This window comes from Candidatus Tisiphia endosymbiont of Micropterix aruncella, from assembly GCF_965178575.1.
Lineage (GTDB): Bacteria > Pseudomonadota > Alphaproteobacteria > Rickettsiales > Rickettsiaceae > Tisiphia.
On sequence record NZ_OZ238268.1, the window covers coordinates 1,464,738 to 1,490,454 of the forward strand.

Sequence of the window (25,717 nt, forward strand, 5' to 3'; positions counted from 1 at the left end):
GTTATATGAATAAATATTTAGTGCTAATAATATTATTAATCACAAACTGTGAATCTTTTGCTCAAGAACAAAAAATATCTAATTTGATTACACCGGTTAGCTATTTTGTCAATCATGAGAAACAGCTTAAGATACTGAAGGATATCTTAAGTAAATATAGACAAGCAAGTATAGTAGGAACTAGCGGTATCGGCAAAACACAATTTGTCAGAATGTATGCTTATGAAAATAATTATGATATTATTTGGTTTTTTGATTGTAACCTTGATCTTAATGAGGAATTTGTCAAGTTAGCTAAACAACTTAATAGTATCAAGAAAACTAAGATACCTGAAGATGTTACTTCTGCCAAGAAAGAAGTAATATCATATTTAACTCATAGTAATAAGTGGTTACTAGTGTTTGATAATCTAAAAGTTAATGGAAATAACAAAGTTCAAGATTTAATTGATTGGGAGCATAATAGCAATGTAATATTTTGTTCACAAGATAGCGAGAATTTACCCAATACTATAGAAATGACTTTATTTAATAAAGCTACTACCATAGAGTTAGCTAATAATTTATTGGATAATAAAGATAAAAATGATATTAAGTTTTTGATAGAATCTTTTAGTGGTTATCCAATACTTATAGTTCAAGGTACTCAATTATTGAATAAGGTTAAAGGATTAGATAGAGAAGAATATAAGAAGAAAGTTTATCAATCAGCTGATAAAATAGCGATAAATATTAGTATGGCTATAAAGGAATTAAAGCCTAGTGCAGTAAAGTTACTTAATAAAATAGCTTTATTAAATAATCAGAGTTTCTCGAAACAACTACTTACTATCATTACTGATAATAAAGATACTCTTGATGATGATATATATCAATTATCTAAGTTTCTGCTGATTAGCAATATTGATCCTAATGAAAATAATCCTATTTTTGAAATGCATGATGTTGTTGCTAATAAAATAATGGAGATAAATGGCAATAATAACAAAATATATTTAGAAAATATTATTTCTAAACTCCCTAAACCCAAAGGTATACAGTCGGGACAATTGTGGAGGACAGCAAAGACTATACCTGACAACCTAGAGGTTCTTCTACAGAATTCTGAAAAATATAATATTGACATATATGTAATGCTTGATTTAAGAGTCGAGTTGTTTGCTATATATGTAAGGGATCATAATCTATATAAAGCAAAACAAATGATTGATTGGTTTGAATACAAAGATAAGGACAGAGCATTCAAACTGTGGAAAATGTCTGAATATCAAAAATATTGTTATGCTAGATATTTGGGGTTAATAGGAGAGCATAGTAGGTTGTCATTAGCAAATTTTGAAATAGCCATTTCTTATCCTACTAAAGCATTAAAGATTTTAGATAATCTTAATGGTGATTATGCTTTTTTAAAATTTAATCTTAACTCACACATCGCTGTATCTCAAGTATCTTTGGGCAATGTACACACTGCCAAAGAAATCCTTAAAAAAATGGAAGAATTATTTAAACAAGGTTTACAAGAAGCTGATATATTTAGAATCTATTATTTAAAGGCACGTTTATTTTTTATCCAAGGCAAATATAATGACGCTTTAGATTACATAGATAAATATGTTGAGGTATTTATAAAAAGTGGATTAAATATTAATCATCTACATCTTACTGCACCTTATGTATCTAGAGCAGAGATACTAGGCTATCTTGGCAGATACCAAGAAGCTTATGCTCAAGCTAAGCAATTATATGACATGCATAAACCTATAAAAAGTGAAGACCATAGGACATTTGGTTATATCTACAGGACAATGGCAAGAAGTGAATTAGGGTTAGGTAAGATAGATAAAGCCTTGAACCATATTAACAAAGCTATTATAATATTTTTAACAGATGAATATGGAAATCCCAAGAATACAGAATATTCTCAAGATCTAAATTTAGCGGGAGGCTATGCACTACAAGGAGATATTTTGTTTGCTCAAAATAATATTAAACAAGCAATCGAATCCTATAAACAAGCATTTACCATATATCATTACTTATATAAAGATAACAGTAAAAATATTGTTCAAGTAAGTGATTTATATAATCATGCAGCAAAATCAGCTTGTAAAAGCAAAGATTTGTATAATTATAAATTTTTTGGCAAGCCACAAATTAAGGAGTTTGGCATACACCACTCTAATACAGTTGATATGTTTGAATATTGCAAACAATATAATATGGATTTATGGGTGAAGCAAGATTAAGGTTTGTGATATTTATCAATCATCCAATCTATAAATGTATTATCAACAGACTGCTTTTTCAGTGCATATTCATATACTTCTTTTATTAGAGCTGTAAGATTTGTAGATGAAAAAATTAAGTTTCTTTCAATCAACATATTAATTGTTGCACTAGTGGCTTTACTAAAAATTTTCATTTGATCAATAGTTAGCACTTCATGGCTTATTTCGTTATCAACAACAAGAGCTTCTAGGCTAATATCTAAGGCTTTTGCAATTAATTGTAAATTATTAGCACTAGGATTTTTTGAACTACCATACAAAATGCTATAAACAGTATTTCTACTTAATCCAGTTTTTTTCTCTATCTCTACAGCATTTATATTTTTTTGCATCATTAATGAACTAAGTTTGGTTTGTAAATTTGCCATAGATAAGATTTTATATGTAAAATTAATATTTCTAAATAATAAGGTATAACTATCAAAAAGTAAATAACTAATAATTAATTATAATTAATTGATTTGGATTACGGGAGTTTGTAACACTAATTTTTAATGATCTAATAAAAAGTTTAAATTACCATACCCTCTCCAGGGTAATTTAAAAGTCGGGTTGTAAGCCTAATAGATAAGGGAAAAAGTGCTTAATATGTACTTGATGTCATCCCAGCGAAAGCTGGTATCTAAAAAAAATAGCCTGAAAGACTATTACGTAATATAGATCCCTGCCTTCGCAGGAATGACATCGATAATGGTTAAACTTACATCTATAACAACTAATGACTGTGACTTTTAAATTACCCTGCCCCTCTCACAAATATTTATACTTGAATTTTTTCAATCTATCTGATATGTATTATCTCGGATAGGTGTCCGAGTGGTTTAAGGATCTAGTCTTGAAAACTAGCGTGCGGGCAACCGTACCGTGGGTTCGAATCCCACCCTATCCGCCACTTTGGTACAAGTTGTCGTTTTTTCAAAAATATTGCAGCGGGAAACGTAGGACAGGTTCAAGTTTTTTGCCCCTGACGTTTTAGGTTCTGAAATACGAAATTTATCATTCAGATTACGTTTTTGAGGCATTTACCTTTAAAAGTTTCATAGGCCTCAGATGCTAGAGTTATTAGCGTTGTAGCGGTATCAGTAAATTTATCGTCTGCTTCCTCATAAACTTTAATTAAACGAGCAATTTCATATTGACGATCTTTTAATTGTTGTTTTTTTCTTTGAAATTCTTCTGTGCTAAGTTCTCCATTGAGTCGCAAATCTATTAATGAATTTAATCTATTTTCATTTTCGGTATGTTCTTGCTTTAATGAAGCTGTTGCTTGCCCATGCTCGTCTTTTTTTAGCTCATTTGTGTTTTTTAGGTATGCAAGGGTCTCTTTTAGCATTTCTAGGTCTCTTATACCTATTCTTTTAAAAACCTCTTCTATTTGCTTTAAAACCTCATCTTCCCTTATATATATTTTCTTGTCTAAGTTCTGCGGATCCCAGGTAGCTAAATAAGTCCATTCATCCACTTTACCGTTTGGATATGTTTTACTATGAATTTCAGCTGTTACCATTTTGCCAGTTACAGCACATGTAATTAATCCTCTAAAGAGAAAATCTTTCCCACCATATTTAAACGGTTTCTTCTTCCATCCTAAACGTACATCTTTACATGCCATAAAAATCTCTCTTGTTATAATAGGTTGATAACCATGTGACCACATCTCTCCTTTTACTCTCATTTCACCGTAATAAAATGGTTGTTGTATTAAACGATGTATAACAGTTTTATTTAGGTGACAATTCTTTTTACTTATTAAGCCTAATTCTTTAGCCATATTTACCATAGACCTAAGAGTATAGACCCACAACTGTCGCAAGTTCGAAGGGGATCATATTTTCAGCTCCACCAAGTTTGGATTACCGCCACAAAAAAGTACAATATCTTTAATAAGTTCCTTCTCAATGAACAAAGTAAACTTTAATAACGCCATCTTAAATCCTGTTAGTTTATTACTAATTCTAAAAATTATAAACAAAATTGCTGCTATTAAAATGCAATATAAATATACCTGCATTCCATTCATATTATGACTGACAAAATTCTTAAATTGTAAATTTTGTTTGATAAATTTGAAAAAAACTTCTATAGACCAGCGTTCCTTATAGGATTCAGCAAGCTCCTCTGCAGATAAATCTAATATGTTAGTCAAAAACCATAACTCATCTTTAGCAACATTTTTAGCTTTAATTAACCTTAAATTACAATTAATTTTCTGATGTTTCTTGTTATATAGATTTACTATTTGTGCGACCCGAAAGTTTTATTTTTCGATAGGGAAATAGGACTAGTCGTGGTTATTGTGATGGTTAAATTCCATCTCCCCTATCATCGGGGTAAAAGTATATTCCACATTTCAAAGATTTGGCAATCTTTGTGATGCAAGCATGGAATAAAAGGGAGTAACTTTAAACTCAATAGAGAATCCTCCCAAACATAGTTGAATATGGTTACGCAAGAAACCTGTGTCTGAACTGTCGTAAGGTCGGAACATGCGAAAAGAGTTGATACGCATGAACCAAAAGGTACGAGACGTAATGGGTGATGAGGAGTGAATAGACCTCAATCAGATGTTCCCAGTCTCCGGCGGAAAGCAGGAACCTAAGTTCAACGTGAAACGATAATCATGGAACGGGGTAACCACTACGGATACTCTCAAAATTAATGAGTAAGTAGCCAACTATATGTTCTGTAGTGGAAGGATTGCCTCAGAAGCTAATGCCTATAGTAATGTTTAGGATATGCCGACGGAGGCACGGTAATTTAGAAGATAAAGTTATGAATAGTAGTGTACAAGTTATGAACCAATCATCGATTAGGTATAAATGGAATGATATACGTTAATTCGGGATAAGGATTAGTAAAAATGCTTTAGCTATAACTAATACAAGATTTTGGATATGTATAAATTGCATTTCTGTGAATTCATACATTAATTGCTCTTCGTAGTGTATATATGTCTGCTATTTTTACTAATCCTTATCCCGAATTAACGTATAATCAAAAACTGTTTCAATTAAGTTACGCTTTCGAAGTAAGATTTTTTCTTTCAAATCCATTAATTTATTTTCCATATTCTTCTTAATTCCATGAATCATTTTTAAGCCTCTTTCATATAAATTTAAGAACAAATTTTGCTTAATATAACCTTTATCAGCTGCTATAATTCCAGTTAATCTTTTTGTTAACTCCGGTACTGGAACCCTATCATCTACATTGCCTTTGGTCACTTTTAATGCCATAAACTCCCCTTTATTATTGATTATTACATGTAATTTAAAACCATAAAAATACCCCATAGAGGATTTACTATGTTTGGCTAATCCTTTAAAAACTTTATTGCTATAACGCCTTTTATTGTGACAAGCTTTAATCGTTGTAGAGTCAATAAAATAAATACCTGTTTCTTCACCAAACAACAAATGAATCAACATATTTAGCGGTATGAATAATCGTGCCATTAATTCAACAAATCTATTATAACTCAAGGCTTTAGGGAAATCATCCTTATGCATGCACTCTATATAACTTTTATAGAAAAATTTAAAATTCTTAGCATAGGATGTATGAAACATAATTATTATTGTTAACATTTCACTTAAACTCATGCTACAACAGCGATTTCTCTGCTTATTTGATGGTAATAACTTTCTCTGTTCATACTCCAAATAAATTTTACAAAAATCATCTATAAAACTATATAATTCTGTGATATCTTTTTTCATGCCTGTAGTTTGTTTTTTTGTTTAAAAATATAAATACTGCAGGCACTCCTTTTTGACAATCCTTTTATCTATTACTATTTCATCTATATCTTATCCCGAACTGACGTATACTGGGCAACACGCTTGGGTCGTTCTCTAAATGTGCCACAAAGGGTAGCACAACTTTTGAAAATACAACATACGTCAATTCGGGATAAGGATTAGTAAAAATGCTTTAGCTATAACTAATACAAGATTTTGGATATGTATAAATTGCATTTCTGTGAATTCATACATTAATTGCTCTTCGTAGTGTATATATGTCTGCTATTTTTACTAATCCTTATCCCGAATTAACGTAACATGGCAAATGTGAACAATGTCAATTCTGCTTTAAGGATACTGATCATATGGAAGTACACCATAAAGATCAAAATAGACATCACAATAATATTGACAATTTAGTGCTATTACACGGCTATTGTCATGATCATGTTCATAAAATGAGAAGTATGTATGACAAACACTGAATTACTGAGGAGCCGTATGATGGGAAACTATCAAGTACGGTTTTGGAGCCAAGTAGGAAGGGGTGACCTTTCCTACTTAGGTAACCGTCACTTGTAATATCTAAATTCCCTGCATTCACTATATCGTTTCTTTTAACTAAATGATATTTTCTATTTAACTTTATACGGGTAATAAATTTCTTTTCTTGCTTATCTAACTCTCTAAAACTATCTGCACTTGACACTCCTCTATCAAATAGCAATACATCTTCTTTTTCTATCTTAGCTTCGTTAATCGCTTTAACTAATGCTATATCTTCGCTGACTTCCGATTGTCCATTACAAAATCTTATACTATTTGCTATTGAATTCTTTAATCCAACACTAATCTTAATATGCCTAGCTGTTTCCTTCCCTCCAGCATTTATACCATCTTTCAATAATTTACTAGATAAACTAATAATTGTTGAATCAAATATATTAAATTTTTGTTTATCATTTCCTGCAAATTTATTGTTATATTTATTTACTAAATCTTCATAAATTCCTTGAAAATATTTAACGTTTATACTTTCCAACCTCTTACCAATAGAACTATGATCTACTTGCTTCTTGTTTGGTCTTTTTGATTTTAACAACTCAGACAATTCTTTGCTATTATTACATAGCATCTCTAATGAGCGTAAACTAACAGCTCTTTTCATAAGAACGCATTTTACAAAATTTTTAACAATGAATTTTCCTGTAATTTTGTTATTGATTTTATCAACTTTATATAATGTTCCTAATTCCTCTAATTTTTCCTTATCTATTAAATTCATTATTTCCGATATATTCATTTGTATTAGCCTCTTTATGTTTACTAATACTTGATTATATCTACTTTTTTACTTATGAAAATCCTCTAAAACCCCCTCTACCTTCAAACTTTCGACAGTTGTGGCCTGCGACCCCGGTGATTAAATACTTTCGGATTTGCTAGGGTGTGTCATCAATTGAGGCAAATTACCATGGAAACCATATAAACAGCTCCTAAAAAGTTCTGAGATGTTTTGTCATATCGTGTTGCGATAGCTCTATATTGCTTCAATTTTGCAAAAAAGTTCTCAATCAAATGCCTAGCTTTATAAAGATCCTTATCACGTCAATTCGGGATAAGGATTAGTAAAAATGCTTTAGCTATAACTAATACAAGATTTTGGATATGTATAAATTGCATTTCTGTGAATTCATACATTAATTGCTCTTCGTAGTGTATATATGTCTGCTATTTTTACTAATCCTTATCCCGAATTAACGTTTATCATAATTAGCTGGATTCACACGATTCTTCTTTGGGGGAATCACAGCTATACATCCCTTATCTTTCAGCTTATCTCGCATACGTGCATCGGCATCATAAGCCTTATCAGCAAGTACAGCATCCGCTTTCGTCAATTCATTCATCAAAACATCAGATCCTTGCAAATCATGAGCTTGACCCGGGGTAAGATGGAATCCCGTTGGATTCCCTAGAGCGTCACATGTGGCATGGATTTTAGTACTCAGCCCCCCTTTACCTCGTCCAATTGCTTGGTCATCCTCTAACTCTTTTTTTTAGCACCAGCACTATGTTGATGACTCCTAACAATGGTTGAATCAATCATGGCATACTCGTTATCAGCATCTTCAGCCAGCATCTCAAAAACCTTTTTCCACACACCTGTCTTGCTCCACCTTGAATGACGTAGGTGAATCACTCGAAAATCTCCAAAACGTTCAGGTAGGTCTCTCCAAGGTATACCAGCCCTATATCGATACAAGACTGCTTCTACAAATAGGCGATTATCCTTGGCTGTTACACCAACAGACTCTTCCCTTCCAGGTAGGTTATCTTTAATCCGATCCCATTGATCGTCACGTAGAGCATATCGACGCATAGAGAAAATTTATTCTTAATTTTTTCTCTATTACACAACAAATAAACGCTCCTGTCAACTTAATTGATGACACGCCCTAGTTATAACCTCCAGTATTCTATTGCTTACTACCCTGTATAAAGTATCAGCTCTCACTACTACCGACTATTTCGGGGCTATCACGTTCACCTTTTGGTTTCGGCTCGATTGTTTCGCTGTCTACGCTTTACTACTGTCGTTACCTTCAGCAGCACAAGACTCGCTATATGGTGGAGCTAGCTACTCCTTCCATAACAGGACTTTCACCCATAAGATTAATGCACCTTATCTTGACGCACATACAGGATATCAAGGTATACAAAAAATTCACAATAATTCTGAATTACCAAAGAAAAAAAGCAAGAAAAATCCTTTAACTAAAAATGATAAAAAGAATAATCGTAGGTTAGCAGGAGAAAGAGTTCTGAATGAAAACGTTATTGGTATGCTAAAACGGTTCAAAATTATTGCTGACAAATATCGAAATAGACGTAAAAATTCGGTCTTAGATTTAGGGCGTGTCATCAATTAAGTTGACAGGAGCGTTTATTTGTTGTGTAATAGAGAAAAAATTAAGAATAAATTTTCTCTATGCGTCGATATGCTCTACGTGACGATCAATGGGATCGGATTAAAGATAACCTACCTAGAAGGGAAGAGTCTGTTGGTGTAACAGCCAAGGATAATCGCCTATTTGTAGAAGCAGTCTTGTATCGATATAGGGCTGGTATACCTTGGAGAGACCTACCTGAACGTTTTGGAGATTTTCGAGTGATTCACCTACGTCATTCAAGGTGGAGCAAGACAGGTGTGTGGAAAAAGGTTTTTGAGATGCTGGCTGAAGATGCTGATAACGAGTATGCCATGATTGATTCAACCATTGTTAGGAGTCATCAACATAGTGCTGGTGCTAAAAAAAAGAGTTAGAGGATGACCAAGCAATTGGACGAGGTAAAGGGGGGCTGAGTACTAAAATCCATGCCACATGTGACGCTCTAGGGAATCCAACGGGATTCCATCTTACCCCGGGTCAAGCTCATGATTTGCAAGGATCTGATGTTTTGATGAATGAATTGACGAAAGCGGATGCTGTACTTGCTGATAAGGCTTATGATGCCGATGCACGTATGCGAGATAAGCTGAAAGATAAGGGATGTACAGTTGTGATTCCCCCAAAGAAGAATCGTGTGAATCCAGCTAATTATGATAAGGATCTTTATAAAGCTAGGCATTTGATTGAGAACTTTTTTGCAAAATTGAAGCAATATAGAGCTATCGCAACACGATATGACAAAACATCTCAGAACTTTTTAGGAGCTGTTTATATGGTTTCCATGGTAATTTGCCTCAATTGATGACACACCCTAATTTGATCTCTAGCATTTATAATTTTGAACTACGTTAACCAGTTTCGAAAGAGGTCTATTGAATGGAATGTTATATTTTAACAATCAGGTGTAGAACCGCTTCAAACCTGATTGTTTCTATATATAACACGAAAGTTCGATGTAACTTGTTACATCGAATTCAGGTTAACATAACTGATTCTTGTATCTAATAGTCAACTTCATCGTTATTTTTGTTCTCGAGTTCTTACAAGAGGGGTGTTATACTAACAGTCAATTCAAGAGGATTGGGTAGCAGGAACGATGGAGCAACGCCTATATACTTCTCCTACTTCAAGAGTTGTGAAAACAATTCTTGAAGTAGGGAATTATTTAATAATGAGTGCAAAAGGTTCTATAATAGCGGCTTTCACCTTTTGCACAAAGTTGATATTTATTATATATATCAGCTCAGTACAGGACAAAGAGATTAAGGAGAGAATAAAAAATAGTAGATAACGCGTAGCCAAAGCTCTATTACTTAGGTTATTGAAGACTTAAGAGGCAAGAGAATGATTACAGCGTTATCACAATTAATAGGAGACTACTTTTTTAATAGTTTTGCAAGCATAAAATTAATAGAACAAATAATATTAAGATTACTGCAAGTGAGAGATGTAAATCTTACCCAGCTTGCCTTAACGATAAAAGGAGATAAGCAAGAATCACGCTATAAGAAATTACAGAGATTTTTTGCCAAATGTGAATTATCATATACGTCCTTAGCCAAGTTATTGGTTAGGTTGGCTGGAATTGATGCTGATCAATGGTTACTAGTGCTTGATCGGACAAATTGGAAATTTGGCAAGCTTGACATCAATATTTTAGTATTATCTATTTGCCATAAAGGCATTGCTATACCAATTATGTGGGATATGTTGCCAAAAGCAGGAACTTCTAATAACGTTGAACGTCAGCAATTAATGGAAAGGTTTATGAGTGTGTTTGGCATAGAGAAAATGTCAGCATTGCTTGGGGATCGGGAGTTTATTGGTGATTTATGGCTAAAGTTTTTAGCCGATAAAATGATACCATTTTATATTAGAATCAAAGCCAATCTTACCATTGGTAGAGCAGAAGACGAGTTAGTTACTGCTAATCATTTAATTAAGAAGTTACAGAATGGTGAATATATGTTACGTTAATTCGGGATAAGGATTAGTAAAAATAGCAGACATATATACACTACGAAGAGCAATTAATGTATGAATTCACAGAAATGCAATTTATACATATCCAAAATCTTGTATTAGTTATAGCTAAAGCATTTTTACTAATCCTTATCCCGAATTGACGTATGTTGTTTAAAGGAAAAAGATATTTGGGTAAGAATTATAAAGGACCTAAAGTATCTGTAGCGGCATTGCGTAATGATCAAGGAGAATTAGTAATCATAGCTACCAATGATAACCCTAATATAGCACTAAATATATATAAAAAAAGATGGGAAATAGAAAACCTTTTTGCTTGCCTTAAGACTCGGGGCTTCAATTTTGAAAATACCCATATAATACATTTAGATAGAATTAGTAAATTGCTTGGTTTACTTGCTATAGTATTGTATACTTGCAGCAAAACTGCATAACTTTATCTAATTTTTTTGCTAGTATGAATTTTTTATACATTTGGGTTCCTACTATGCAAATACCATCAATTACTATTGAGCAAGTAGCTCAGCAATTTAAAGCTTGGCGTCAAACTAAAACTAACAAGTTTGATCCCATACCAAACCATCTAAAGGAATTAGTTCACCAATTACTCCATCATTATTCTTACCAAGAGATAGCTAAACATCTTAATATTAATATTAATAAAGCAACAATTAGTTCAATTAAAAAAGCCCATGAACCTACCCTCAAAACTTCTCCTGTCTCAGCTTCAAATCAAGCTCTACAACAAAATATTAATTTTGTCCCATTTCAACTAGTAAATTCTATAGCTACTGATCCTGTAGCGAACCCCAAACAAAATCACTATACTTGTCACATTATTAAACCAAATGGTACCAAGCTTATTATCCAAACACTAGAGCCAAAAACCATAATTCAGACATTTCTATGCTGCAACTAACCCCGGCGTCAGTTATTTTTGTTGCCACTATTGCCATCGATTTTCGCAAGGGTATAGATGGCTTAATCGCTGTTTGTAGACAAAAACTTTCTTCTGACCCTCTTAATGGTTCCTTGTTTTTATTCTATAATAAAAACAGAACTGCCATTAAAATTTTGTCCTTTGACGGTCAAGGCTTTTGGCTATGCTCTAAACGCCTATCCAAAGGTAAATTTACGGCAAAACTCTTCCCTTCTGATAATTTATCTTATCAGATTTGCCATAGAACCTTATACATTCTTATTCATAATGGCGATCCTAGTTCTGCCAAACTCTCTAATGATTGGCGTTCTGTCATTTAAGCTGCTGTCTTGATTAATTCCGTATTATTCATATATCTTGCATAGGCAAAAGGGCTATAATTCGCAGGATGCTTCTTTGCTTTGCTACTCTGCTCTTGTAGCCAATTTAAATATTTAAAGGCATTGATCTCGTTCTCACTACAAGTCTTTACTATACTATATAGACCACTATGTATCTCAGCACTATTGATTGTTTTAAAGAATAATGAATTCTTCCTTTGTAAAATAATGGTACGCAGTGATCTCTCAGCCCAATTATTATCAAGACTGCTAACTGGAATTTTTAAAAATTGGGTCAAACCTTCTTTATTATTTAACCAATATCTCATAACTTGTCCAAGCCTACTATTAGGCTCAACTTTCTTGTCGTTAAATAATTCGTCTATTTTGTTATATATGTTTTCTATATATTTACTGCTATGTTCCTGATGATACCCCAGTTTTTCTTCAGGGCTCATCTCTTTACATTGATGTTCATTGTGGTAAATACCACGTGTTTGTTTGAGAAAATATCCGCATTCTTCAGGGTAATATAGTTCATTCTCTGTAAATTTTCTCTGACCATGTGACAAACAATTGATCATCACTATTATTGCTAGTAATTCTTTATCTGCTTCTGATAATACCGGGTTATTATTGTTACTTGCGTCAGTCATTAATTGGATAGAATCTGTTCTATTCTTACGATTCTTTAGTACGTTACCAATATTCTCCCCGCCATGCTTATTACCTGTAAAATATAAAACTATCACCTCATTATTTGTAGTCTTAGCACATATAGTAGTAGTATAACAGCTGCGTCCTTTCTTATTTTGAGTACGTAATTTTTTATTGGCTATAGTAATTTCTAAAATCCTGGCTCTAGTATCATCAAGATTCAGTGAATTACATTCGGCAGCCATTTCCAATAATACCCCGTAAATCTCAGCTCCACCACCTTCTTGCCAAACATCTAAATATTGTTGCCACAACGAACTATATGCTACAGGAAACCCACTTAAACTTTGCAACCTAGATAAACGGTAGAAAGGAGTACCATAGGTCTTTTGTAACACTATTGCACTTCTGCTACTATTTGTCCATTTGTTGATATTTTTATTGTTCATAACTTTATAGTCGCAAGCATTACAGCGTAGCGTTTTCTTTACATATCTGTTGACTGTAATTGGAGCGTTACCTGTGAATTGTAGCAATTTTCTAGCTTCACTATTATATAGTTTGCCATTATAGCAGTGAGGACAGCTATCACCACTACAAAAATTCTCAGGAGCTAAATAGCTGGTATTCGCATCCTTATAATCATCAAACCCATATTTACCTTGCCAATTACTACGATCTATCTTTTTGGGCTTATCGCACTCTTCTTCATTACCACCATTCCCGTTATCAGATTCACTTGGCGGTTCTTTTAATGAATCTGAACTATCTTTTTTTTGTTATCTGCCTTAAAACCAATCAGCATTTCCTTAAGCTTATTTATACTGATATTTGATGATGCTAGCTTGTCTATTAGTTCGTTACAAAATTTCACAAGTTCTATTATCGCTTGCTGATCATTTCCTGTTAATGAATTTGCCTTAATATGTTGTATTAGTTCTTCTCGTTCTTCAGCACTTAAGGTCGCTACTTTTGGCTTTTGCATTTCGATTAATTATCATTATTGTTAATATTTCAGATGTTATAATATGACTGGTACTTTTTCAACTAGTTTTTTTATTAATCGGTGATATTTGCATAGTAGAAACCCAAATTTATAAAATAAATTTATACTAGCAAAAAAATTTAATAGTGTTATGCAGTTTTGCTGCAAGTATACGATAGAATTAGTAAATTGCTTGGTTTACTTGCTATAGTATTTACTTTTGCTTATGTTGTGGGTCAATGGCAAAATTCTATCAAACCTATAAAGCTTAAAAAACATGGTAGAAAGTCTATCTCCTTATTCAGGTATGGCTTAGATTACTTGCAGAGAATATTTTTGAATATTGAAGAAATGATGGAAAAATGGATGGAAGTTATAACAAAATTTATTAAACCAATGATACCATCTTTACTCCAATTATCACCTTGTTAATCTCTTTGTCCTGTACTAAGATATCAATTTAAACATTCTGACTTTATAATATATGCTGCTACGCTTGAAGGAGAGCTAGGGCTTTTAAAACCTAATTCTATTAAAATCTTCCTGCTTTCTTTCACTTGCTGTGCTGCTTTTTCCTTGTCAACTAATAGTGATGTAAGCTTATCTGCTATATGTGATTTAGTACAGTTAAACTGAATAAATTCTGGTAATATCTCTTTATTAGCAATAATATTAATCAAAGAAATATAAGGTATTTTTATTAGTAACTTTATTAAAAAAAAGCTTAAGATATTTAATTTATAAGCAACAATCATCGGAGTATTACAAGCGGCAATTTCTAAGGTATTAGTGCCAGATTTTGCTAGAGCAAGGGTAGCTACAGCAAAAATCTTAAGTCTAGCACTTGAGAAATGGTAGTTAAATGCTGCATCTGATAAAAATGGTTCAATTAAAGATTTATGACTAGGCTCAGCCGTAACAAATATCACTTCAAGATTAGGGAATTGTTTTGCTAGTAGATTGATCGCCGCCGTGAATACCGGAGCATGTCTTGTTATTTCACCTTTGCGGCTACCACAAGTGACACATAACACTTCTGAGTGAACAGGTATTTGTAATTCTCGCTTTAATAGCTCTTTATCTTTATCATCATAAAAATACTGCTCTAATATTGGATGACCAATATACCGACAATCTAGACCTAGCTTCTGAAAGTATGGTGGCTCGAATGGCAGTAAAGCCAACAAATAATCATAAATTTTAGCGTATTTCATAGCCCGAGAAGGTTTGTATGCCCAAACGGAGGGTGCGACAATGTGCATAATCTTTAAATTGGGTCGGACTGCTCGAATCTTCTTTGCCACTCTATAAGTAAAGCCTGGCGAGTCTATGGTAATTAACAAATCTGGGGCATGCTGAATTATATCAGCAATAGTACGCTTGATTAGCTTAGTGATCTTAAAAATATGTGGTATAATTTCGACGAAACCCATAAGGTTTATTTGACTAATCGGGAAAAGGCTATGCTCTAACCCCGCTTCTTCCATCTTGCTCCCCCCTACACCAACGAACTCTAATTGCATCTCCTCCAGCTTATAGATATCTTTTAGGCTTTGTATCAAATGACTCCCTATAAAATCTCCTGAAATTTCACCAGCAATTAGATAAATTTTAGCCATTTGACCGCTGCTTACTACATAAGCTTAAATTTTTGTCAATCACAGCAGAATGAATGCCAACACAATTAAGGATCGAATGAAATACATAGTCATGACTAATTTCAGTGCCTAAATGATTGGCTATAGAACTTACCAAATCAGGATGTTTTTTTTTAAATTCATTCGATACCCAAACTAGAAAAGGCACTGTGGTCTGTTCTGGAATCATAGGTCCACCGTGACCGTAATAACCATGTTCTCCCAAAGATTCTGCATGATCAGAAACATACATTAGGATAGCGTTACTATTTTTTAATAGACCTATTACATTATACAAAAAAAAATCTGTATATAAAATGGTATTATCGTAATCATTAATCAACCCTTCAATATCACAACTGCTCTGATCTACCTTAGTAATGGAATTACACTTAGGAGTAAATTTTTGAAATTCTTTAGGATATCTAGCAGAATATTTCCAATGACTACCAGCTGTGTGGATAACTAAAACATTTTTAGTAGTAGAATTTACAATATTATTTTCAATATGAGGTAACATTTCTCCATCGTGATCAAGCCTTTTTAATAAAATAGAACCACTGGGGATTATAGCAAACCTAACTTCATCATAAATTGTAACTGGATTTTTACTTCTTAAGTATCCTACTATACTCTGAGTGCCAATCCAATTAGTGTTAAAACCAAGCATGGTAAAAATTGATAAAAAACTCGTTTCTTCTGTACTTTTGTCTAAGCTACTCGCAGGATGGCGAGATAGAAGAGATGGGACAGAAAGATGTGTGTGATTGGAAGCAGACTGTGCTTTAAATGAAAAAAGATTTTCAACAGAACTTAAATATGGAGTAGTGTCCCTGTGATAACCATTAATACCAAAATGATCAAATCGTGCTGATTCTCCTATTACAAGTACCACTGTAATATTTTGATCCGATTGATCAATGAAAGAAAACTTCTTACTTATATCATCACGCATTGCACTTTTTTTGCTATTTAAAGATAAATATGTATTATGTAAATATTGGATAGGAAAATAACCCTTTAGCAAATTAAACTGCGGCATAATAATATTATTAATGGTAATTAAAAGACAAATTGCCGATAGTAATTTTGTAACAAATAGTTTACTATCTAAAATAGAGAAATGCTTCATCGTATAAATACAAGTAGCTAGGCTAAAAACTAGCCAAACAATTAGCCTAATACTAGCTATCTCATATACTTCATTGAAGTCAGTAGAGAAAAAGCTACCCATCATCTCTTTTGTAGGAGAAATTTTGAAAAGATATAGATAATAGCTGGCAATTGCTCCCGTTATAAATAAAAATATTGCTCCTATTATAAAAACAAGTCGATGAATAGTTAAACCAAAAAAAATGATAAAGCAAGTAAAGCAAATATAAATAGAGTCCTTACTCAACTCCAATATTGCTTTAAAAAAAGTGACTTTGTAGTAGCTGAACTTGTAAACAATAACTGCTGAATTAAAAAGTAAAAAATAAATAAAAGAGAACACCAAAGATAGTTTGATTAGTTTACTATCTAAATGTTTTTGGATTAGTTTTAACATATAAATAACGTACTTTTGTATGGTTGTAACTTAGGTATCATGATAACATCAACACTGCAAGAGTTTTTTCAACTTTTACAAGTTAATAGACCAATTATATCTGTTGATTATGGGACACGAAAAACAGGCATCGCTATCTCAAATCAAGAACATACCATCGCTATGCCTATAAAAACTATATATGAGATAACAGAAGAAAATAAGATCAAATCAATATTAGATTTGATCGCAACCTATTCTAGCTGTGGTGTTGTCGTAGGGCTGCCGATTAGTATGAATGGTCAAGCTAGTGATCAAACTGCGATTGTATTAAAATTCAGCAGAAAGCTTAGTTTAGCTATAAATCTTCCTATATATCTACAAGATGAAAGACTTACTTCCCTTGCTGCCAATAGTTTATTAAAATCGCTAGGAATCAAAAGACGAGAACGTAACCAAAAAGATGATTCAATCGCAGCAAGTATGATTTTAGAAACTACTTTAGATTCTATTAAGAAACTCCACAGAGCCTAAGTGTATCCTAGTGTGGTACAGATATATGAGACACGAACAAACTCAGATAGACTAAAATCGTACCATAATTGGTTGCGGGGGTTGGATTTGAACCAACGACCTTCAGGTTATGAGCCTGACGAGCTACCAAACTGCTCCACCCCACGATAATGGAAGTACCTGTGAATTGATTTTTTTTGGTAATTTTGTTGTCAAAACTTGCTTCCGTTCCTCACGTACATTTGTACACTGCTTGCGGGATACTCTCCTGCTTTGAAAAATTGTTTTTTGAAAATATCAGGAACTAGCATACTCATGAAATATGCACCTAGTTCGCTTGTCCCTCATTTTCAAATCCAATTCGTAGGATCGTTCGAGTATACTCAGCTGCATTTTTCCTAAAAATTCCTCAATTCGTAGACACTCCTAATAATTACTCACCTACTATGACGTCATCCTAAATTTATTTCAGTATCTAAACTACTTAGTTTTAACAGATCCTCCACCCCGTTCAGGATGACATCCACCTTGAGTAAAAAGCTTAGCTATATCTTTTTACCAAAACTAAGCCCAGCAAACTTTTTATTAAAGTCACTGATATTTTTATTAGATTGGTTAACAACATTTCCAGATTCTTTAGTCCATGCTGGATGTTTCCTATAATCAACATCCATCAGAATCTCTTCTGCATGACCACCGGAATTTGTTTCAAAAACATCCTTACTGATAATAATTTTGAATTTTTTATATTTTGGGTGTATTCCAGTTTTCATAATGAAGCACCAACTTTTTTTTCAGCTATCTTTCTTTTAATTACCTGTGCTTTATCTGAGAGTACATCACATGATATTTTAAGCATATATGCATCAAAACCACCTACTTTCTCAACAGAACGCATACATTTGGCATTTACCGAAAGCTTATATTCTTGCTTCGTCAGATCACTTACAAACCTCACCACCCTTAGGTTAGGTTCAAATCGTCTTCTAGTTTTTCTTTGTGAGTGTGATACTTTATTACCATATAAAACACCTACTCCACTAAGCTCACATCTACGAGACATCGTGATCTCCCTTCCCATAATTTATAACACAGGATTATACTATATAACAAGACCTTATGTCAATGTATATTATATATTATTATACATTTTCATGGAAATTTTTATGCAAACTTTATGCAAAAATCGTCAACATTTTTGAAGTAGCGAGAACATATCACGCATTGAATAAAGACCGGCTGGTTTATCAAATAACCAAACGGCAGCCTGAATTGCACCATCAGCAAAGGATTCTTTACTTAATGCTTGATGTTTTATACTAAGAACTTGGTTATTACCTAAAAATAACACTTCATGCTCCCCATGTACCTGCCCTCCCCTAATAGAACTAATACCAATTTCATCAGGCTGTCTTTGACCTTTTTGACTACGATTAAATACTGCATATTCATCAAAATCTAAATTTCTAGCCTTAGCTACAGCCTTACCCAACATTATAGCTGTACCAGAAGGGGCGTCTTTCTTCATACGATGGTGACAATCTAGAATCTCTATATCGTAAGTATTATCTAGAATTTTTGCTGCCTTTTCTGCCAGTACTGTAAGTAAATTCGCACCTAAACTCATATTAGCTGAATATAATATAGCCAAGCTTTTGGAAGCTACGTTTAAGTGATCAAGCTGATATTGAGTCAAACCAGTAGTGCCAATAACTAATTTATTGTTGTAGCTAATAGCATAATCAAGTAATTTTTCTAATATTTCACTGCTAGAAAAGTCGATAATTACATCAGAATTCTGACAAAACTCAGCAAGATCATCTATGCTATTTTTTCTAGTAAATGTTGTAGAAAGTGTACAAGCATTAAATCCATTCATTCTTTGAATTATCATCTGCCCCATTTTACCAGTTGCACCACAAACACCTATACAAACAGTCATTTTAATCCTCTATATTGTCTTAAATAATGTATTAGTGGGTTTAAGTTACTGTTCACTATAGTATTTATCACCTCACCAATCAATATAACATGATCTCCCACTTCATATTGACTAAACTTGTTGCATTCAATATGGCAAACTGCCCCCTCAATCAAAGGACAATTAGTAGCACACCCTAAATTATACGAAATACCCGCAAATTTATCAATGTTAAACTTAGAAAAATGCCTAGAAATATCTTCTTGATTCTCAGCTAGAATACTAATAGCAAAGTACTCACTACCAGCAAAAGCATTCATACTAAAAGATTGTTTATCAAGACAAAACGATACCAAAGGTGGTAACAAGGAAACTGAGGTAAAGGAATCTGCAGTAAAACCAAATAGCTTATTATTATATAAAGTAGTGATAATAGTAACGCCTGTAGGCAAAGTGCTAAGAGCTTGTTTAAATCGTTCGGAATTCACTGTTGAAGCCATTTTTTAGTAATACGGCTAATTGTCCCATCTTCTGTCAATTCAGCAATAGCTCTATTAACATTCTCAATAAGTTTAGAATTTTTTGGCATAGCGATAGCTAGTTCAGATGAAAACTCTGTTAAACTGAAGCTAGCAAGATCAGGATTATTTTCAATAAATTTCTTAGATTGGGATGCCTCTAGTACCACCGCATCTATAACTTTTGACTTTAACTCTTCGACTAGCATTAAATTATTTGATAAATAATTTATTCTAATATTAAACTGCTTAGCTAAATCCTGAACTATTACCGCCCATGTTGTACCAAGTTGTACACCCACAGCTTTATTATCCAAATCTCCAGTATTCTTTAAATTATCTGCTGATCTATACAATATTGACACATTCGTTGATATATAAGGAACTGAAAAGCTAATATGTTTTTTACGCTCTTCGGTTACCGATAATCCAGCTATCACTATATCAACATTTTCAGTAGTCAAGGATGCAAGTAAACCATTAAAATCAAAATTTTTAATTATAACTTTTTTCCCTATTTGTTCTCCTATAGCATTAATAATATCAATATCAAATCCTACTATTTGACCATTTTGGATAAATTCGTAAGGGGGGTTATCTGCAGAAGTTGCAACTATTAAATTTTGTTCCTTAGATTGATTATCACAACCAGTCATCAAAAAGGAACAAGATATAACAAGAAAGAATAGCTTTATTAGTTTCATAAAAATCAAATAACTGTTTTAATTAATCTGAGTTCGATGTAATAATTATCCTTCCATACTGGGTATAATGTCATTCCCGCGTAGGCGGGAATCAAAAAATAACCTGCCAAGGATATTAGATATTACGGATTCCCGCCGTTGCTAAGAATGACATCGAGGGGATTAGAATCGAACTCATGTTAATTATTATCGCACTTCTTATAAGTATATACAATAGACTTTTTTAAAATTTAGCCCTTTACATCCTATTATAATTGTTGTAGCATAAAATTGCTGCTTTTGTAGCTATAGTAATAAACGTGATTTAGAATAGAGGTTGCGGACTCGGGGGCGGTACCCGACGCTTCCACCAAATTAAGTTGTGATAGAAGGATATTACAGGTTCTATCCATAAGCTTTCATGGGGGCGAAATAGGATCGACGTGCTTAATAAAAAAATTATCTTTACTCGGTATAATTCCGCCGGACCTTGTGTCGTTGGGTTAAAAAAAGAAACGCAAATGATAATGAACGTTTCGTAGGAACTGCAGCACTAGCTGCCTAATCCTACGCGGTTGGGGGCTTAACCGGGCAACAGAAAAAGCCCCGCTAGAATTTTATCTTGCATAACTAGAGATATACAAAACCTCATGTGAATAAGGCTTGAATAAGACTATTTAAATTTTGTTCAGCCTATAGCTAACCTGAAAAGGTTTTAGTTATATGTTAATGTTACCTAGCTAGAAGATATGTCATTCCCGCGAAAGCGGGTAATGACATCAAGGTTATTACTATGGATCAAACATTTTCGGATTAGCTATATCTAGTTTTGTGTTATTTTCTTTATTTAGTTTATAACTATGAACACCCCATATCAACAATTTCTGAACGAATGTATGTTGGAATTTGTAAAAAAGATTCTTTCAAAAATTCGTACCGATAAGTTGCAGATGAATCAACTCTTGTATATTTCTTACAGAACTGATAATCCTGCAGTAGTTTTATCTTCTAGGATAAAAAAACGTTATCCAAAAGAAATCACTATAGTAATACAACATCAATTTGAAGATTTAACTGCAGGACTCAATGGCTTTTCTGTAACAATTAGTTTTGATGGTATCAAAGAAACTATCTATGTACCATTTGATTCGCTTATCAGCTTTGTTGATCCTAATAATGGTTACAGCCTAAAGTTTAAGCTAGAAACAATCAAATCTAATGAATTGCCTAACGAGAAGAAAAGAGAAACAATTAAGGCATCTAGCGATTCTAAAAGTAAATCTAATTCAGCAGATAATATAATAGTTTTGGACAAATTTCGAAAACCCAGTAAACCCGTGTAGATAATCTACATAAACTGAGTTCGATGTAACAAGTTAGCCTCTCCTGTTAGGGTTGATGTTACCCTCACGAAAGCAGGGGTCTAGAAAAGTCTAAATAGCCTCAGTTCGATATAAGAATTAATAATTCTTATATCGAACTGAGGCTAAAATAATAACACTATTATTCATTAGAGTTATATAATTTCATCCCTTCATGTGTTGCTTCAAAACCAAGTCTTTCATAGAACTGTTTGGCTCTTGGACGTTTTTTATTAGTTGTGAGCTGAACAATGGAGACATCTTTTGATTTGCCATATTTCATTGCAATACTCATCATCCATTCACCGAAATGTTGCCCTCTATACTTTTCTAAGATACGAACAGCTTCAATTTGCATCCTAGTTGAACCTATGAAAGTTAGCGAGGGCATAATGGTCAGATGGCAAGTACCAACTATTTCTTTATTCATTTCAACTATCATCAAATATTGATGTGGATCACTATCTATCTTGTAGAACGCATCAATATAAGCTTGATCCAATTCTGCTGAAAACTGTTCTCTTGTTTGTCCAAGTTCATCTTCTAAAAGAAGGTTGACAATTGTTTTTAAGTCAGCAATTGTGGCTTTGCGATGGGTAAGGTTTTGATTCATTGTAACCCTAGTTCACTCGATTAGTTTCAACTTACGCGAATTCGGGATAAGAATTAGTTAATTCTCCCGAATTGGGGTAACTTGCTTCAATAACTCCTCAACTTTGTAAGCATTATCAAATCCGTGATCATAATGAAAACGAATTTCCGGTGAATATTTTAAATTAATCTTAGCAGTTATAAAGTTTCTTATAGCATATTTTGAATTATTTAAAGATTCAGTAAGTTGTATCTCATTAAAAGTAGTATTAAATGGTAAAAAGTAACAATCTGCTACTTTTAAATCAGAAGTAACTAAGACTTTAGTAATAGTTACTGGACAATTAATCAGACGTTCATCTAACATCTTACCACGCCTTAGTACTTCCACTAATGCTTCATTTATTAATATTGCCACTTTTTTTTGCCTTTGTGACCTATTTTGTGACTTGTCTTTATCAGAAAGTTTTTGCATTTACAATAACTGTTTTTTTTCTTCAATAATTTCAAAGACTTCTACTATATCACCTTCTTTTATAGCATCATAATTTTCAAACGCGATACCACATTCAAAATTCTCGTGAACTTCTTTAACATCATCTTTAAAACGTTTTAGAGTCTTAAGTTTTCCTTCGTGAATAACAATATTATCTCGTAACAAGCGAACTCCAGCACCTCTTTTAATAGTACCCTTGGTAACATAACTACCTGCAACTTTACCAACTTTTGAGACAATGAATACCTGTCTAATCTCTACTGTACCGATATATTGCTCACGAATAATTGGTGAAAGCATACCACTCATTATTGATTTAATATCATCTAACAAATTATAGATAATGGAATAATATCTAATATCCACTTTTTCTCTTTCTGCCATAGCCAAAGCATTATTATTAGTTCTAACGTTAAAACCAACAATAATAGCATTGGATGCTTTAGCTAAAGTAACATCTGACTCCAATATTCCACCTACTGCGTGATGTAAAATTCTTAAACGAACTTCATCATTTGGCAACTTTAATAGACTAGTGTTAATTGCTTCAATTGAACCTTGCACATCGCCTTTAACAATTATAGGTAACTCTTTTACCATACCACTATTACCGGAGGCTTTTAGGAATAATTCTTCTATACTTGATCTTTGGGTAACAGAAATTTTCTTTTCTTTTGCAAGGCGTTCACGATACTCTACAATATCTCTAGCCTGCTTTTCATTCTGCACTACATTAAACTGATCTCCTGCTCGCGGAACTTCATTTAACCCATAAATCTCTACTGGTAAAGTTGGTTCTGCCTCGGTAAGATCTAATCCTTTATCATTATTCATCCTCTTAATTCTACCATATTTCGTTCCAGCAACTACTATGTCTCCATTTCTTAGAATACCACGTTGTACCAATATAGTAGCCACCGCTCCTTTACCTTTATCAACTCTTGCTTCTATGACCACCCCAGCAGTGAGTCCGCTAAAGTTAGCCTTAAGATCCTGCATTTCTGCAACCAATAATATAGCCTCTTCTAACTTATCTAAATTAGTTTTCTTTAAAGCTGAAATTGGTACAACTATAGTATCACCTCCCAACTCTTCACTAACTAAACCATAAATTAATAGATCATTTTTAATTCGGTCAAGATTAATATCCGGTTTATCTATCTTATTTATTGCAACGATTATAGGAACATTTGCCGCCTTAGCGTGATTAATTGCTTCAATCGTTTGCGGCTTTATTCCATCATCTGCAGCAACTACTATAACCACTATATCCGTTACCTTTGCCCCTCTAGTTCTCATATCTGAAAACGCTTCATGTCCTGGAGTATCAATAAAAGTAATAGCTCTACCATCAGCCAAGGTTACTCGATAAGCACCAATATGCTGGGTAATCCCACCTGTTTCCTGACTTGCCAAATCAGTTGACTTTAAAGCATCAAGCAACGAAGTTTTACCGTGGTCGACATGTCCCATAATCGTTACAATAGGAGCCCTATGCTTTAAATCTTCTTCTTTATCAGCTTCACTAATCAATATATTTTCAACATCGGACTCTTGAACCCTTTTTACTGTATGCCCTAAGGTCGTAGCAACAAGCTCTGCTGTATCTGCATCAATTGTTTGGATGGTCGTAGCCATAATACCGAGCTTCATCAATTCTTTTATAACATCCGTGGCTCGCTCAGACATTTTATTGGCTAGATCTCCTACAGAAATAGCTTCCGGAATAATAACTTCCCTATATACTTTGTCTGGTGTTTGTTGCTCAGCTTTACGTTTTTCTTTTTCTCTAGCTCTTTTTATTGATGCAAGGCTTCTAGTTCTACCAGTATTATCGCTTCCATCCGCATCAAGCATATTGAAGATATCTGCCTTTTTTAATTTTTTAGGTTCCTCAACTTTAACCTTTGGCACTACTATTTTATTATCACCAGTCTTATCTGCCCCAGAAACATCTTCAGGTGCAACGCCAAAATTACTCTGAGAACCAATCAGTGTTGATCTAACAAAAGACTTTGATGGGTTGTTATCCTGTGAAGATGTAGGTGCTAATGTAGTAGGTGGTATTTCAGAATCATTTTCGATATCTTGTGACTCATCCTGAACATTTTCTTCAATATCGTCTTTTTTCATAGGTTGATTGATAGTTGCAAGTTTACTCAGAGTGCTAATCTTACTATCAGTACTCTGAGATTTTGCATCTTCTGCTGCTTTTTTTAAAATAGTTAGGCGTCTATTAAATTCTTCTCCAGCAGTAGATTCGCCGCCTTGAGAAGTAGAACCACTAGACCAAAGTTTGTTAAAAGACAAAGTATTAGTTGGAGTGCTACTCTTCCTAACTTCTACAATTGTTTTTGCAGAACTAACAAAACCTCTAGTAACATTGGTGGGTTGGGCTGGCTTATTAAGCGAGAGTTTAGAGCCACCAAGTGTTAGTTTCTTTGGTTTAGGTTCTTGGTTATACGTCATAAATATTAAACCTTTAAATAGCAATTATATTTGTGATAAAGTTTTTTAAATAATTTTGCTATGTGATTAATGATTAACTGATATACTCTTCTACTTTAAAGAATTGGCTTCTGCAAATACTTGCGGGGAT

At 33.2% G+C, this 25,717-nt stretch carries 27 protein-coding genes, 2 tRNA genes, 1 other RNA gene and 4 pseudogenes; 14 read left to right on the forward strand and 20 right to left on the reverse strand.

Translation table 11 applies throughout. From position 1 onward, the window contains the following. Positions 1-5: 5 nt before the first annotated feature. On the forward strand, positions 6-2,246 hold the full coding sequence (locus ACN1AG_RS07105) for a tetratricopeptide repeat protein (protein ID WP_417904867.1): 2,241 nt from the start codon (positions 6-8) through the stop codon (positions 2,244-2,246). Here ACN1AG_RS07105 and ACN1AG_RS07110 read toward each other — a convergent pair. Further along, positions 2,243-2,656, reverse strand: coding sequence for a helix-turn-helix domain-containing protein (locus tag ACN1AG_RS07110; protein WP_367363706.1), 414 nt, complete (start codon positions 2,654-2,656; stop codon positions 2,243-2,245). The two genes, ACN1AG_RS07105 and ACN1AG_RS07110, sit on opposite strands and share 4 nt — an antisense overlap. Positions 2,657-3,090: 434 nt before the next feature. On the opposite strand from ACN1AG_RS07110, the gene ACN1AG_RS07115 reads away from it, so the two are divergent. After that, a tRNA-Ser gene (locus tag ACN1AG_RS07115) sits at positions 3,091-3,180 on the forward strand. Positions 3,181-3,288: 108 nt separating this feature from the next. Here ACN1AG_RS07115 and ACN1AG_RS07120 read toward each other — a convergent pair. From ACN1AG_RS07120 to ACN1AG_RS07130, 3 genes and pseudogenes are all read right to left on the reverse strand, one after another. Then, complete coding sequence (locus tag ACN1AG_RS07120) at positions 3,289-4,059, reverse strand: hypothetical protein (RefSeq protein ID WP_417904868.1); 771 nt, start codon at positions 4,057-4,059, stop codon at positions 3,289-3,291. 54 nt (positions 4,060-4,113) lie between these two features. Next, positions 4,114-4,434 (reverse strand): transposase, encoded by a 321-nt coding sequence (locus ACN1AG_RS07125; RefSeq protein ID WP_417904869.1) that lies wholly within the window; start codon positions 4,432-4,434, stop codon positions 4,114-4,116. 844 nt (positions 4,435-5,278) lie between these two features. Continuing rightward, positions 5,279-6,007, reverse strand: a pseudogene (locus tag ACN1AG_RS07130) (IS982 family transposase); the annotation flags it as partial. 389 nt (positions 6,008-6,396) lie between these two features. Here ACN1AG_RS07130 and ACN1AG_RS07135 point away from each other — a divergent pair. Further along, the gene (locus tag ACN1AG_RS07135; protein ID WP_417904870.1) at positions 6,397-6,516 is read left to right on the forward strand and encodes a hypothetical protein; all 120 of its coding nucleotides are present in this window, start codon (positions 6,397-6,399) and stop codon (positions 6,514-6,516) included. Here the strand turns inward: ACN1AG_RS07135 and ACN1AG_RS07140 are convergent. The 3 genes and pseudogenes from ACN1AG_RS07140 to ACN1AG_RS07150 form a co-directional block, all read right to left on the reverse strand. Continuing rightward, the gene (locus ACN1AG_RS07140) at positions 6,483-7,334 is read right to left on the reverse strand and encodes a hypothetical protein (protein ID WP_417904871.1); all 852 of its coding nucleotides are present in this window, start codon (positions 7,332-7,334) and stop codon (positions 6,483-6,485) included. The two genes, ACN1AG_RS07135 and ACN1AG_RS07140, sit on opposite strands and share 34 nt — an antisense overlap. Before the next feature lie 152 nt (positions 7,335-7,486). Beyond that, positions 7,487-7,627 (reverse strand): annotated as a pseudogene (locus tag ACN1AG_RS07145) (transposase); the annotation flags it as partial. 164 nt (positions 7,628-7,791) lie between these two features. Then, positions 7,792-8,414 (reverse strand): annotated as a pseudogene (locus ACN1AG_RS07150) (IS5 family transposase); the annotation flags it as partial. 319 nt (positions 8,415-8,733) lie between these two features. Here ACN1AG_RS07150 and ACN1AG_RS07155 point away from each other — a divergent pair. The 7 genes and pseudogenes from ACN1AG_RS07155 to tnpB all read left to right on the forward strand — a co-directional run. Further along, positions 8,734-8,969, forward strand: a pseudogene (locus ACN1AG_RS07155) (transposase family protein); the annotation flags it as partial. A 54-nt stretch (positions 8,970-9,023) separates the two neighbouring features. After that, positions 9,024-9,787, forward strand: a protein-coding gene (locus ACN1AG_RS07160; RefSeq protein WP_417904872.1) for an IS5 family transposase whose coding sequence is annotated in 2 segments (ribosomal slippage) — positions 9,024-9,356 and positions 9,359-9,787 — 762 coding nt in all. Because the reading frame shifts where the segments join, the coding sequence is not laid out codon by codon here. Positions 9,788-10,081: 294 nt separating this feature from the next. Further along, positions 10,082-10,276 carry a hypothetical protein gene (locus ACN1AG_RS07165; protein ID WP_417904873.1) on the forward strand — a complete coding sequence of 65 codons (195 nt, stop codon included), beginning with the start codon at positions 10,082-10,084 and terminating at the stop codon, positions 10,274-10,276. Between the two features lie 53 nt (positions 10,277-10,329). Continuing rightward, positions 10,330-10,962: a hypothetical protein gene (locus tag ACN1AG_RS07170; RefSeq protein ID WP_417904874.1), complete on the forward strand. Its 633-nt coding sequence runs from the start codon at positions 10,330-10,332 to the stop codon at positions 10,960-10,962. A gap of 152 nt (positions 10,963-11,114) precedes the next feature. Continuing rightward, positions 11,115-11,402 carry a transposase gene (locus ACN1AG_RS07175; RefSeq protein ID WP_417904875.1) on the forward strand — a complete coding sequence of 96 codons (288 nt, stop codon included), beginning with the start codon at positions 11,115-11,117 and terminating at the stop codon, positions 11,400-11,402. 53 nt (positions 11,403-11,455) lie between these two features. Beyond that, positions 11,456-11,887, forward strand: a complete 432-nt coding sequence (locus ACN1AG_RS07180) for a hypothetical protein (RefSeq protein WP_417904493.1) — start codon at positions 11,456-11,458, stop codon at positions 11,885-11,887. Further along, the gene (gene tnpB, locus ACN1AG_RS07185) at positions 11,875-12,228 is read left to right on the forward strand and encodes an IS66 family insertion sequence element accessory protein TnpB (RefSeq protein WP_341757307.1); all 354 of its coding nucleotides are present in this window, start codon (positions 11,875-11,877) and stop codon (positions 12,226-12,228) included. Before ACN1AG_RS07180 ends, tnpB begins: the two co-directional genes overlap by 13 nt. Here the strand turns inward: tnpB and ACN1AG_RS07190 are convergent. Both ACN1AG_RS07190 and ACN1AG_RS07195 read right to left on the reverse strand, forming a co-directional pair. Beyond that, on the reverse strand, positions 12,225-13,334 hold the full coding sequence (locus ACN1AG_RS07190) for an IS66 family transposase (protein WP_417904515.1): 1,110 nt from the start codon (positions 13,332-13,334) through the stop codon (positions 12,225-12,227). The two genes, tnpB and ACN1AG_RS07190, sit on opposite strands and share 4 nt — an antisense overlap. 302 nt (positions 13,335-13,636) lie before the next feature. Continuing rightward, positions 13,637-13,870: a hypothetical protein gene (locus ACN1AG_RS07195; RefSeq protein WP_417904495.1), complete on the reverse strand. Its 234-nt coding sequence runs from the start codon at positions 13,868-13,870 to the stop codon at positions 13,637-13,639. 159 nt (positions 13,871-14,029) lie between these two features. Here ACN1AG_RS07195 and ACN1AG_RS07200 point away from each other — a divergent pair, with 159 nt between their 5' ends. Then, positions 14,030-14,302 (forward strand): hypothetical protein, encoded by a 273-nt coding sequence (locus tag ACN1AG_RS07200; protein WP_417904876.1) that lies wholly within the window; start codon positions 14,030-14,032, stop codon positions 14,300-14,302. Positions 14,303-14,325: 23 nt separating this feature from the next. Here ACN1AG_RS07200 and lpxB read toward each other — a convergent pair whose 3' ends face one another. Both lpxB and ACN1AG_RS07210 read right to left on the reverse strand, forming a co-directional pair. After that, a complete protein-coding gene (lpxB, locus tag ACN1AG_RS07205; RefSeq protein WP_417904877.1) occupies positions 14,326-15,489 on the reverse strand; it encodes a lipid-A-disaccharide synthase in 1,164 nt (387 codons plus the stop codon). Beyond that, on the reverse strand, positions 15,482-17,056 hold the full coding sequence (locus ACN1AG_RS07210) for a phosphoethanolamine transferase (RefSeq protein ID WP_341758394.1): 1,575 nt from the start codon (positions 17,054-17,056) through the stop codon (positions 15,482-15,484). The genes lpxB and ACN1AG_RS07210 overlap by 8 nt, the downstream gene beginning before the upstream one ends. A gap of 39 nt (positions 17,057-17,095) precedes the next feature. On the opposite strand from ACN1AG_RS07210, the gene ruvX reads away from it, so the two are divergent. Beyond that, complete coding sequence (gene ruvX / locus ACN1AG_RS07215; RefSeq protein WP_417904878.1) at positions 17,096-17,569, forward strand: Holliday junction resolvase RuvX; 474 nt, start codon at positions 17,096-17,098, stop codon at positions 17,567-17,569. Between the two features lie 69 nt (positions 17,570-17,638). Here ruvX and ACN1AG_RS07220 read toward each other — a convergent pair. The 6 genes from ACN1AG_RS07220 to ACN1AG_RS07245 all read right to left on the reverse strand — a co-directional run bounded on the left by ACN1AG_RS07220 (position 17,639) and on the right by ACN1AG_RS07245 (position 20,691). Then, positions 17,639-17,715: transfer RNA gene (locus ACN1AG_RS07220), tRNA-Met, on the reverse strand. Between the two features lie 378 nt (positions 17,716-18,093). After that, the gene (gene rpmE, locus ACN1AG_RS07225; RefSeq protein WP_341758396.1) at positions 18,094-18,321 is read right to left on the reverse strand and encodes a 50S ribosomal protein L31; all 228 of its coding nucleotides are present in this window, start codon (positions 18,319-18,321) and stop codon (positions 18,094-18,096) included. Next, the gene (gene rpmB / locus ACN1AG_RS07230; RefSeq protein WP_341754519.1) at positions 18,318-18,611 is read right to left on the reverse strand and encodes a 50S ribosomal protein L28; all 294 of its coding nucleotides are present in this window, start codon (positions 18,609-18,611) and stop codon (positions 18,318-18,320) included. Before rpmB ends, rpmE begins: the two co-directional genes overlap by 4 nt. Positions 18,612-18,737: 126 nt before the next feature. Further along, the gene (gene dapB, locus ACN1AG_RS07235; protein WP_341754518.1) at positions 18,738-19,490 is read right to left on the reverse strand and encodes a 4-hydroxy-tetrahydrodipicolinate reductase; all 753 of its coding nucleotides are present in this window, start codon (positions 19,488-19,490) and stop codon (positions 18,738-18,740) included. After that, the gene (locus ACN1AG_RS07240) at positions 19,487-19,969 is read right to left on the reverse strand and encodes a flavin reductase family protein (protein WP_417904879.1); all 483 of its coding nucleotides are present in this window, start codon (positions 19,967-19,969) and stop codon (positions 19,487-19,489) included. The genes dapB and ACN1AG_RS07240 overlap by 4 nt, the downstream gene beginning before the upstream one ends. Beyond that, positions 19,954-20,691: an ABC transporter substrate-binding protein gene (locus ACN1AG_RS07245; RefSeq protein WP_417904880.1), complete on the reverse strand. Its 738-nt coding sequence runs from the start codon at positions 20,689-20,691 to the stop codon at positions 19,954-19,956. Before ACN1AG_RS07245 ends, ACN1AG_RS07240 begins: the two co-directional genes overlap by 16 nt. A 233-nt stretch (positions 20,692-20,924) precedes the next feature. Between ACN1AG_RS07245 and ssrA the strand changes: the two genes are divergently transcribed. Beyond that, positions 20,925-21,281: a transfer-messenger RNA gene (gene ssrA, locus ACN1AG_RS07250) on the forward strand. 249 nt (positions 21,282-21,530) lie between these two features. After that, positions 21,531-22,013 (forward strand): ClpXP protease specificity-enhancing factor SspB, encoded by a 483-nt coding sequence (locus ACN1AG_RS07255; protein WP_417904881.1) that lies wholly within the window; start codon positions 21,531-21,533, stop codon positions 22,011-22,013. Positions 22,014-22,173: 160 nt separating this feature from the next. Here the strand turns inward: ACN1AG_RS07255 and ACN1AG_RS07260 are convergent, their stop codons facing one another. The 3 genes from ACN1AG_RS07260 to infB are packed head-to-tail and all read right to left on the reverse strand — an operon-like array spanning position 22,174 to position 25,587. Then, a complete protein-coding gene (locus tag ACN1AG_RS07260; RefSeq protein WP_417904882.1) occupies positions 22,174-22,644 on the reverse strand; it encodes a GNAT family N-acetyltransferase in 471 nt (156 codons plus the stop codon). A 57-nt stretch (positions 22,645-22,701) separates the two neighbouring features. After that, positions 22,702-23,097: a 30S ribosome-binding factor RbfA gene (rbfA, locus tag ACN1AG_RS07265; RefSeq protein WP_417904883.1), complete on the reverse strand. Its 396-nt coding sequence runs from the start codon at positions 23,095-23,097 to the stop codon at positions 22,702-22,704. Beyond that, positions 23,098-25,587, reverse strand: coding sequence for a translation initiation factor IF-2 (gene infB / locus ACN1AG_RS07270; RefSeq protein WP_417904884.1), 2,490 nt, complete (start codon positions 25,585-25,587; stop codon positions 23,098-23,100). Between the last annotated feature and the right edge of the window lie 130 nt (positions 25,588-25,717).

Coding starts and splice junctions, on each gene's coding strand:
- ACN1AG_RS07140 (WP_417904871.1), bottom strand. CDS start 7,334: ATGAATATATCGGAAATAATGAATTTAATAGATAAGGAAAAATTAGAG.
- dapB (WP_341754518.1), bottom strand. CDS start 19,490: ATGACTGTTTGTATAGGTGTTTGTGGTGCAACTGGTAAAATGGGGCAG.
- lpxB (WP_417904877.1), bottom strand. CDS start 15,489: ATGGCTAAAATTTATCTAATTGCTGGTGAAATTTCAGGAGATTTTATA.
- ACN1AG_RS07175 (WP_417904875.1), top strand. CDS start 11,115: ATGTTGTTTAAAGGAAAAAGATATTTGGGTAAGAATTATAAAGGACCT.
- ACN1AG_RS07210 (WP_341758394.1), bottom strand. CDS start 17,056: ATGTTAAAACTAATCCAAAAACATTTAGATAGTAAACTAATCAAACTA.
- ACN1AG_RS07255 (WP_417904881.1), top strand. CDS start 21,531: ATGAACACCCCATATCAACAATTTCTGAACGAATGTATGTTGGAATTT.
- ACN1AG_RS07135 (WP_417904870.1), top strand. CDS start 6,397: ATGGAAGTACACCATAAAGATCAAAATAGACATCACAATAATATTGAC.
- tnpB (WP_341757307.1), top strand. CDS start 11,875: ATGCTGCAACTAACCCCGGCGTCAGTTATTTTTGTTGCCACTATTGCC.
- ACN1AG_RS07165 (WP_417904873.1), top strand. CDS start 10,082: ATGGAGCAACGCCTATATACTTCTCCTACTTCAAGAGTTGTGAAAACA.
- ACN1AG_RS07245 (WP_417904880.1), bottom strand. CDS start 20,691: ATGAAACTAATAAAGCTATTCTTTCTTGTTATATCTTGTTCCTTTTTG.
- ruvX (WP_417904878.1), top strand. CDS start 17,096: ATGATAACATCAACACTGCAAGAGTTTTTTCAACTTTTACAAGTTAAT.
- infB (WP_417904884.1), bottom strand. CDS start 25,587: ATGACGTATAACCAAGAACCTAAACCAAAGAAACTAACACTTGGTGGC.
- rpmB (WP_341754519.1), bottom strand. CDS start 18,611: ATGTCTCGTAGATGTGAGCTTAGTGGAGTAGGTGTTTTATATGGTAAT.
- ACN1AG_RS07120 (WP_417904868.1), bottom strand. CDS start 4,059: ATGGCTAAAGAATTAGGCTTAATAAGTAAAAAGAATTGTCACCTAAAT.
- ACN1AG_RS07195 (WP_417904495.1), bottom strand. CDS start 13,870: ATGCAAAAGCCAAAAGTAGCGACCTTAAGTGCTGAAGAACGAGAAGAA.
- ACN1AG_RS07180 (WP_417904493.1), top strand. CDS start 11,456: ATGCAAATACCATCAATTACTATTGAGCAAGTAGCTCAGCAATTTAAA.
- ACN1AG_RS07240 (WP_417904879.1), bottom strand. CDS start 19,969: ATGGCTTCAACAGTGAATTCCGAACGATTTAAACAAGCTCTTAGCACT.
- rpmE (WP_341758396.1), bottom strand. CDS start 18,321: ATGAAAACTGGAATACACCCAAAATATAAAAAATTCAAAATTATTATC.
- ACN1AG_RS07110 (WP_367363706.1), bottom strand. CDS start 2,656: ATGGCAAATTTACAAACCAAACTTAGTTCATTAATGATGCAAAAAAAT.
- ACN1AG_RS07170 (WP_417904874.1), top strand. CDS start 10,330: ATGATTACAGCGTTATCACAATTAATAGGAGACTACTTTTTTAATAGT.
- ACN1AG_RS07190 (WP_417904515.1), bottom strand. CDS start 13,334: ATGAACAATAAAAATATCAACAAATGGACAAATAGTAGCAGAAGTGCA.
- ACN1AG_RS07105 (WP_417904867.1), top strand. CDS start 6: ATGAATAAATATTTAGTGCTAATAATATTATTAATCACAAACTGTGAA.
- ACN1AG_RS07260 (WP_417904882.1), bottom strand. CDS start 22,644: ATGAATCAAAACCTTACCCATCGCAAAGCCACAATTGCTGACTTAAAA.
- rbfA (WP_417904883.1), bottom strand. CDS start 23,097: ATGCAAAAACTTTCTGATAAAGACAAGTCACAAAATAGGTCACAAAGG.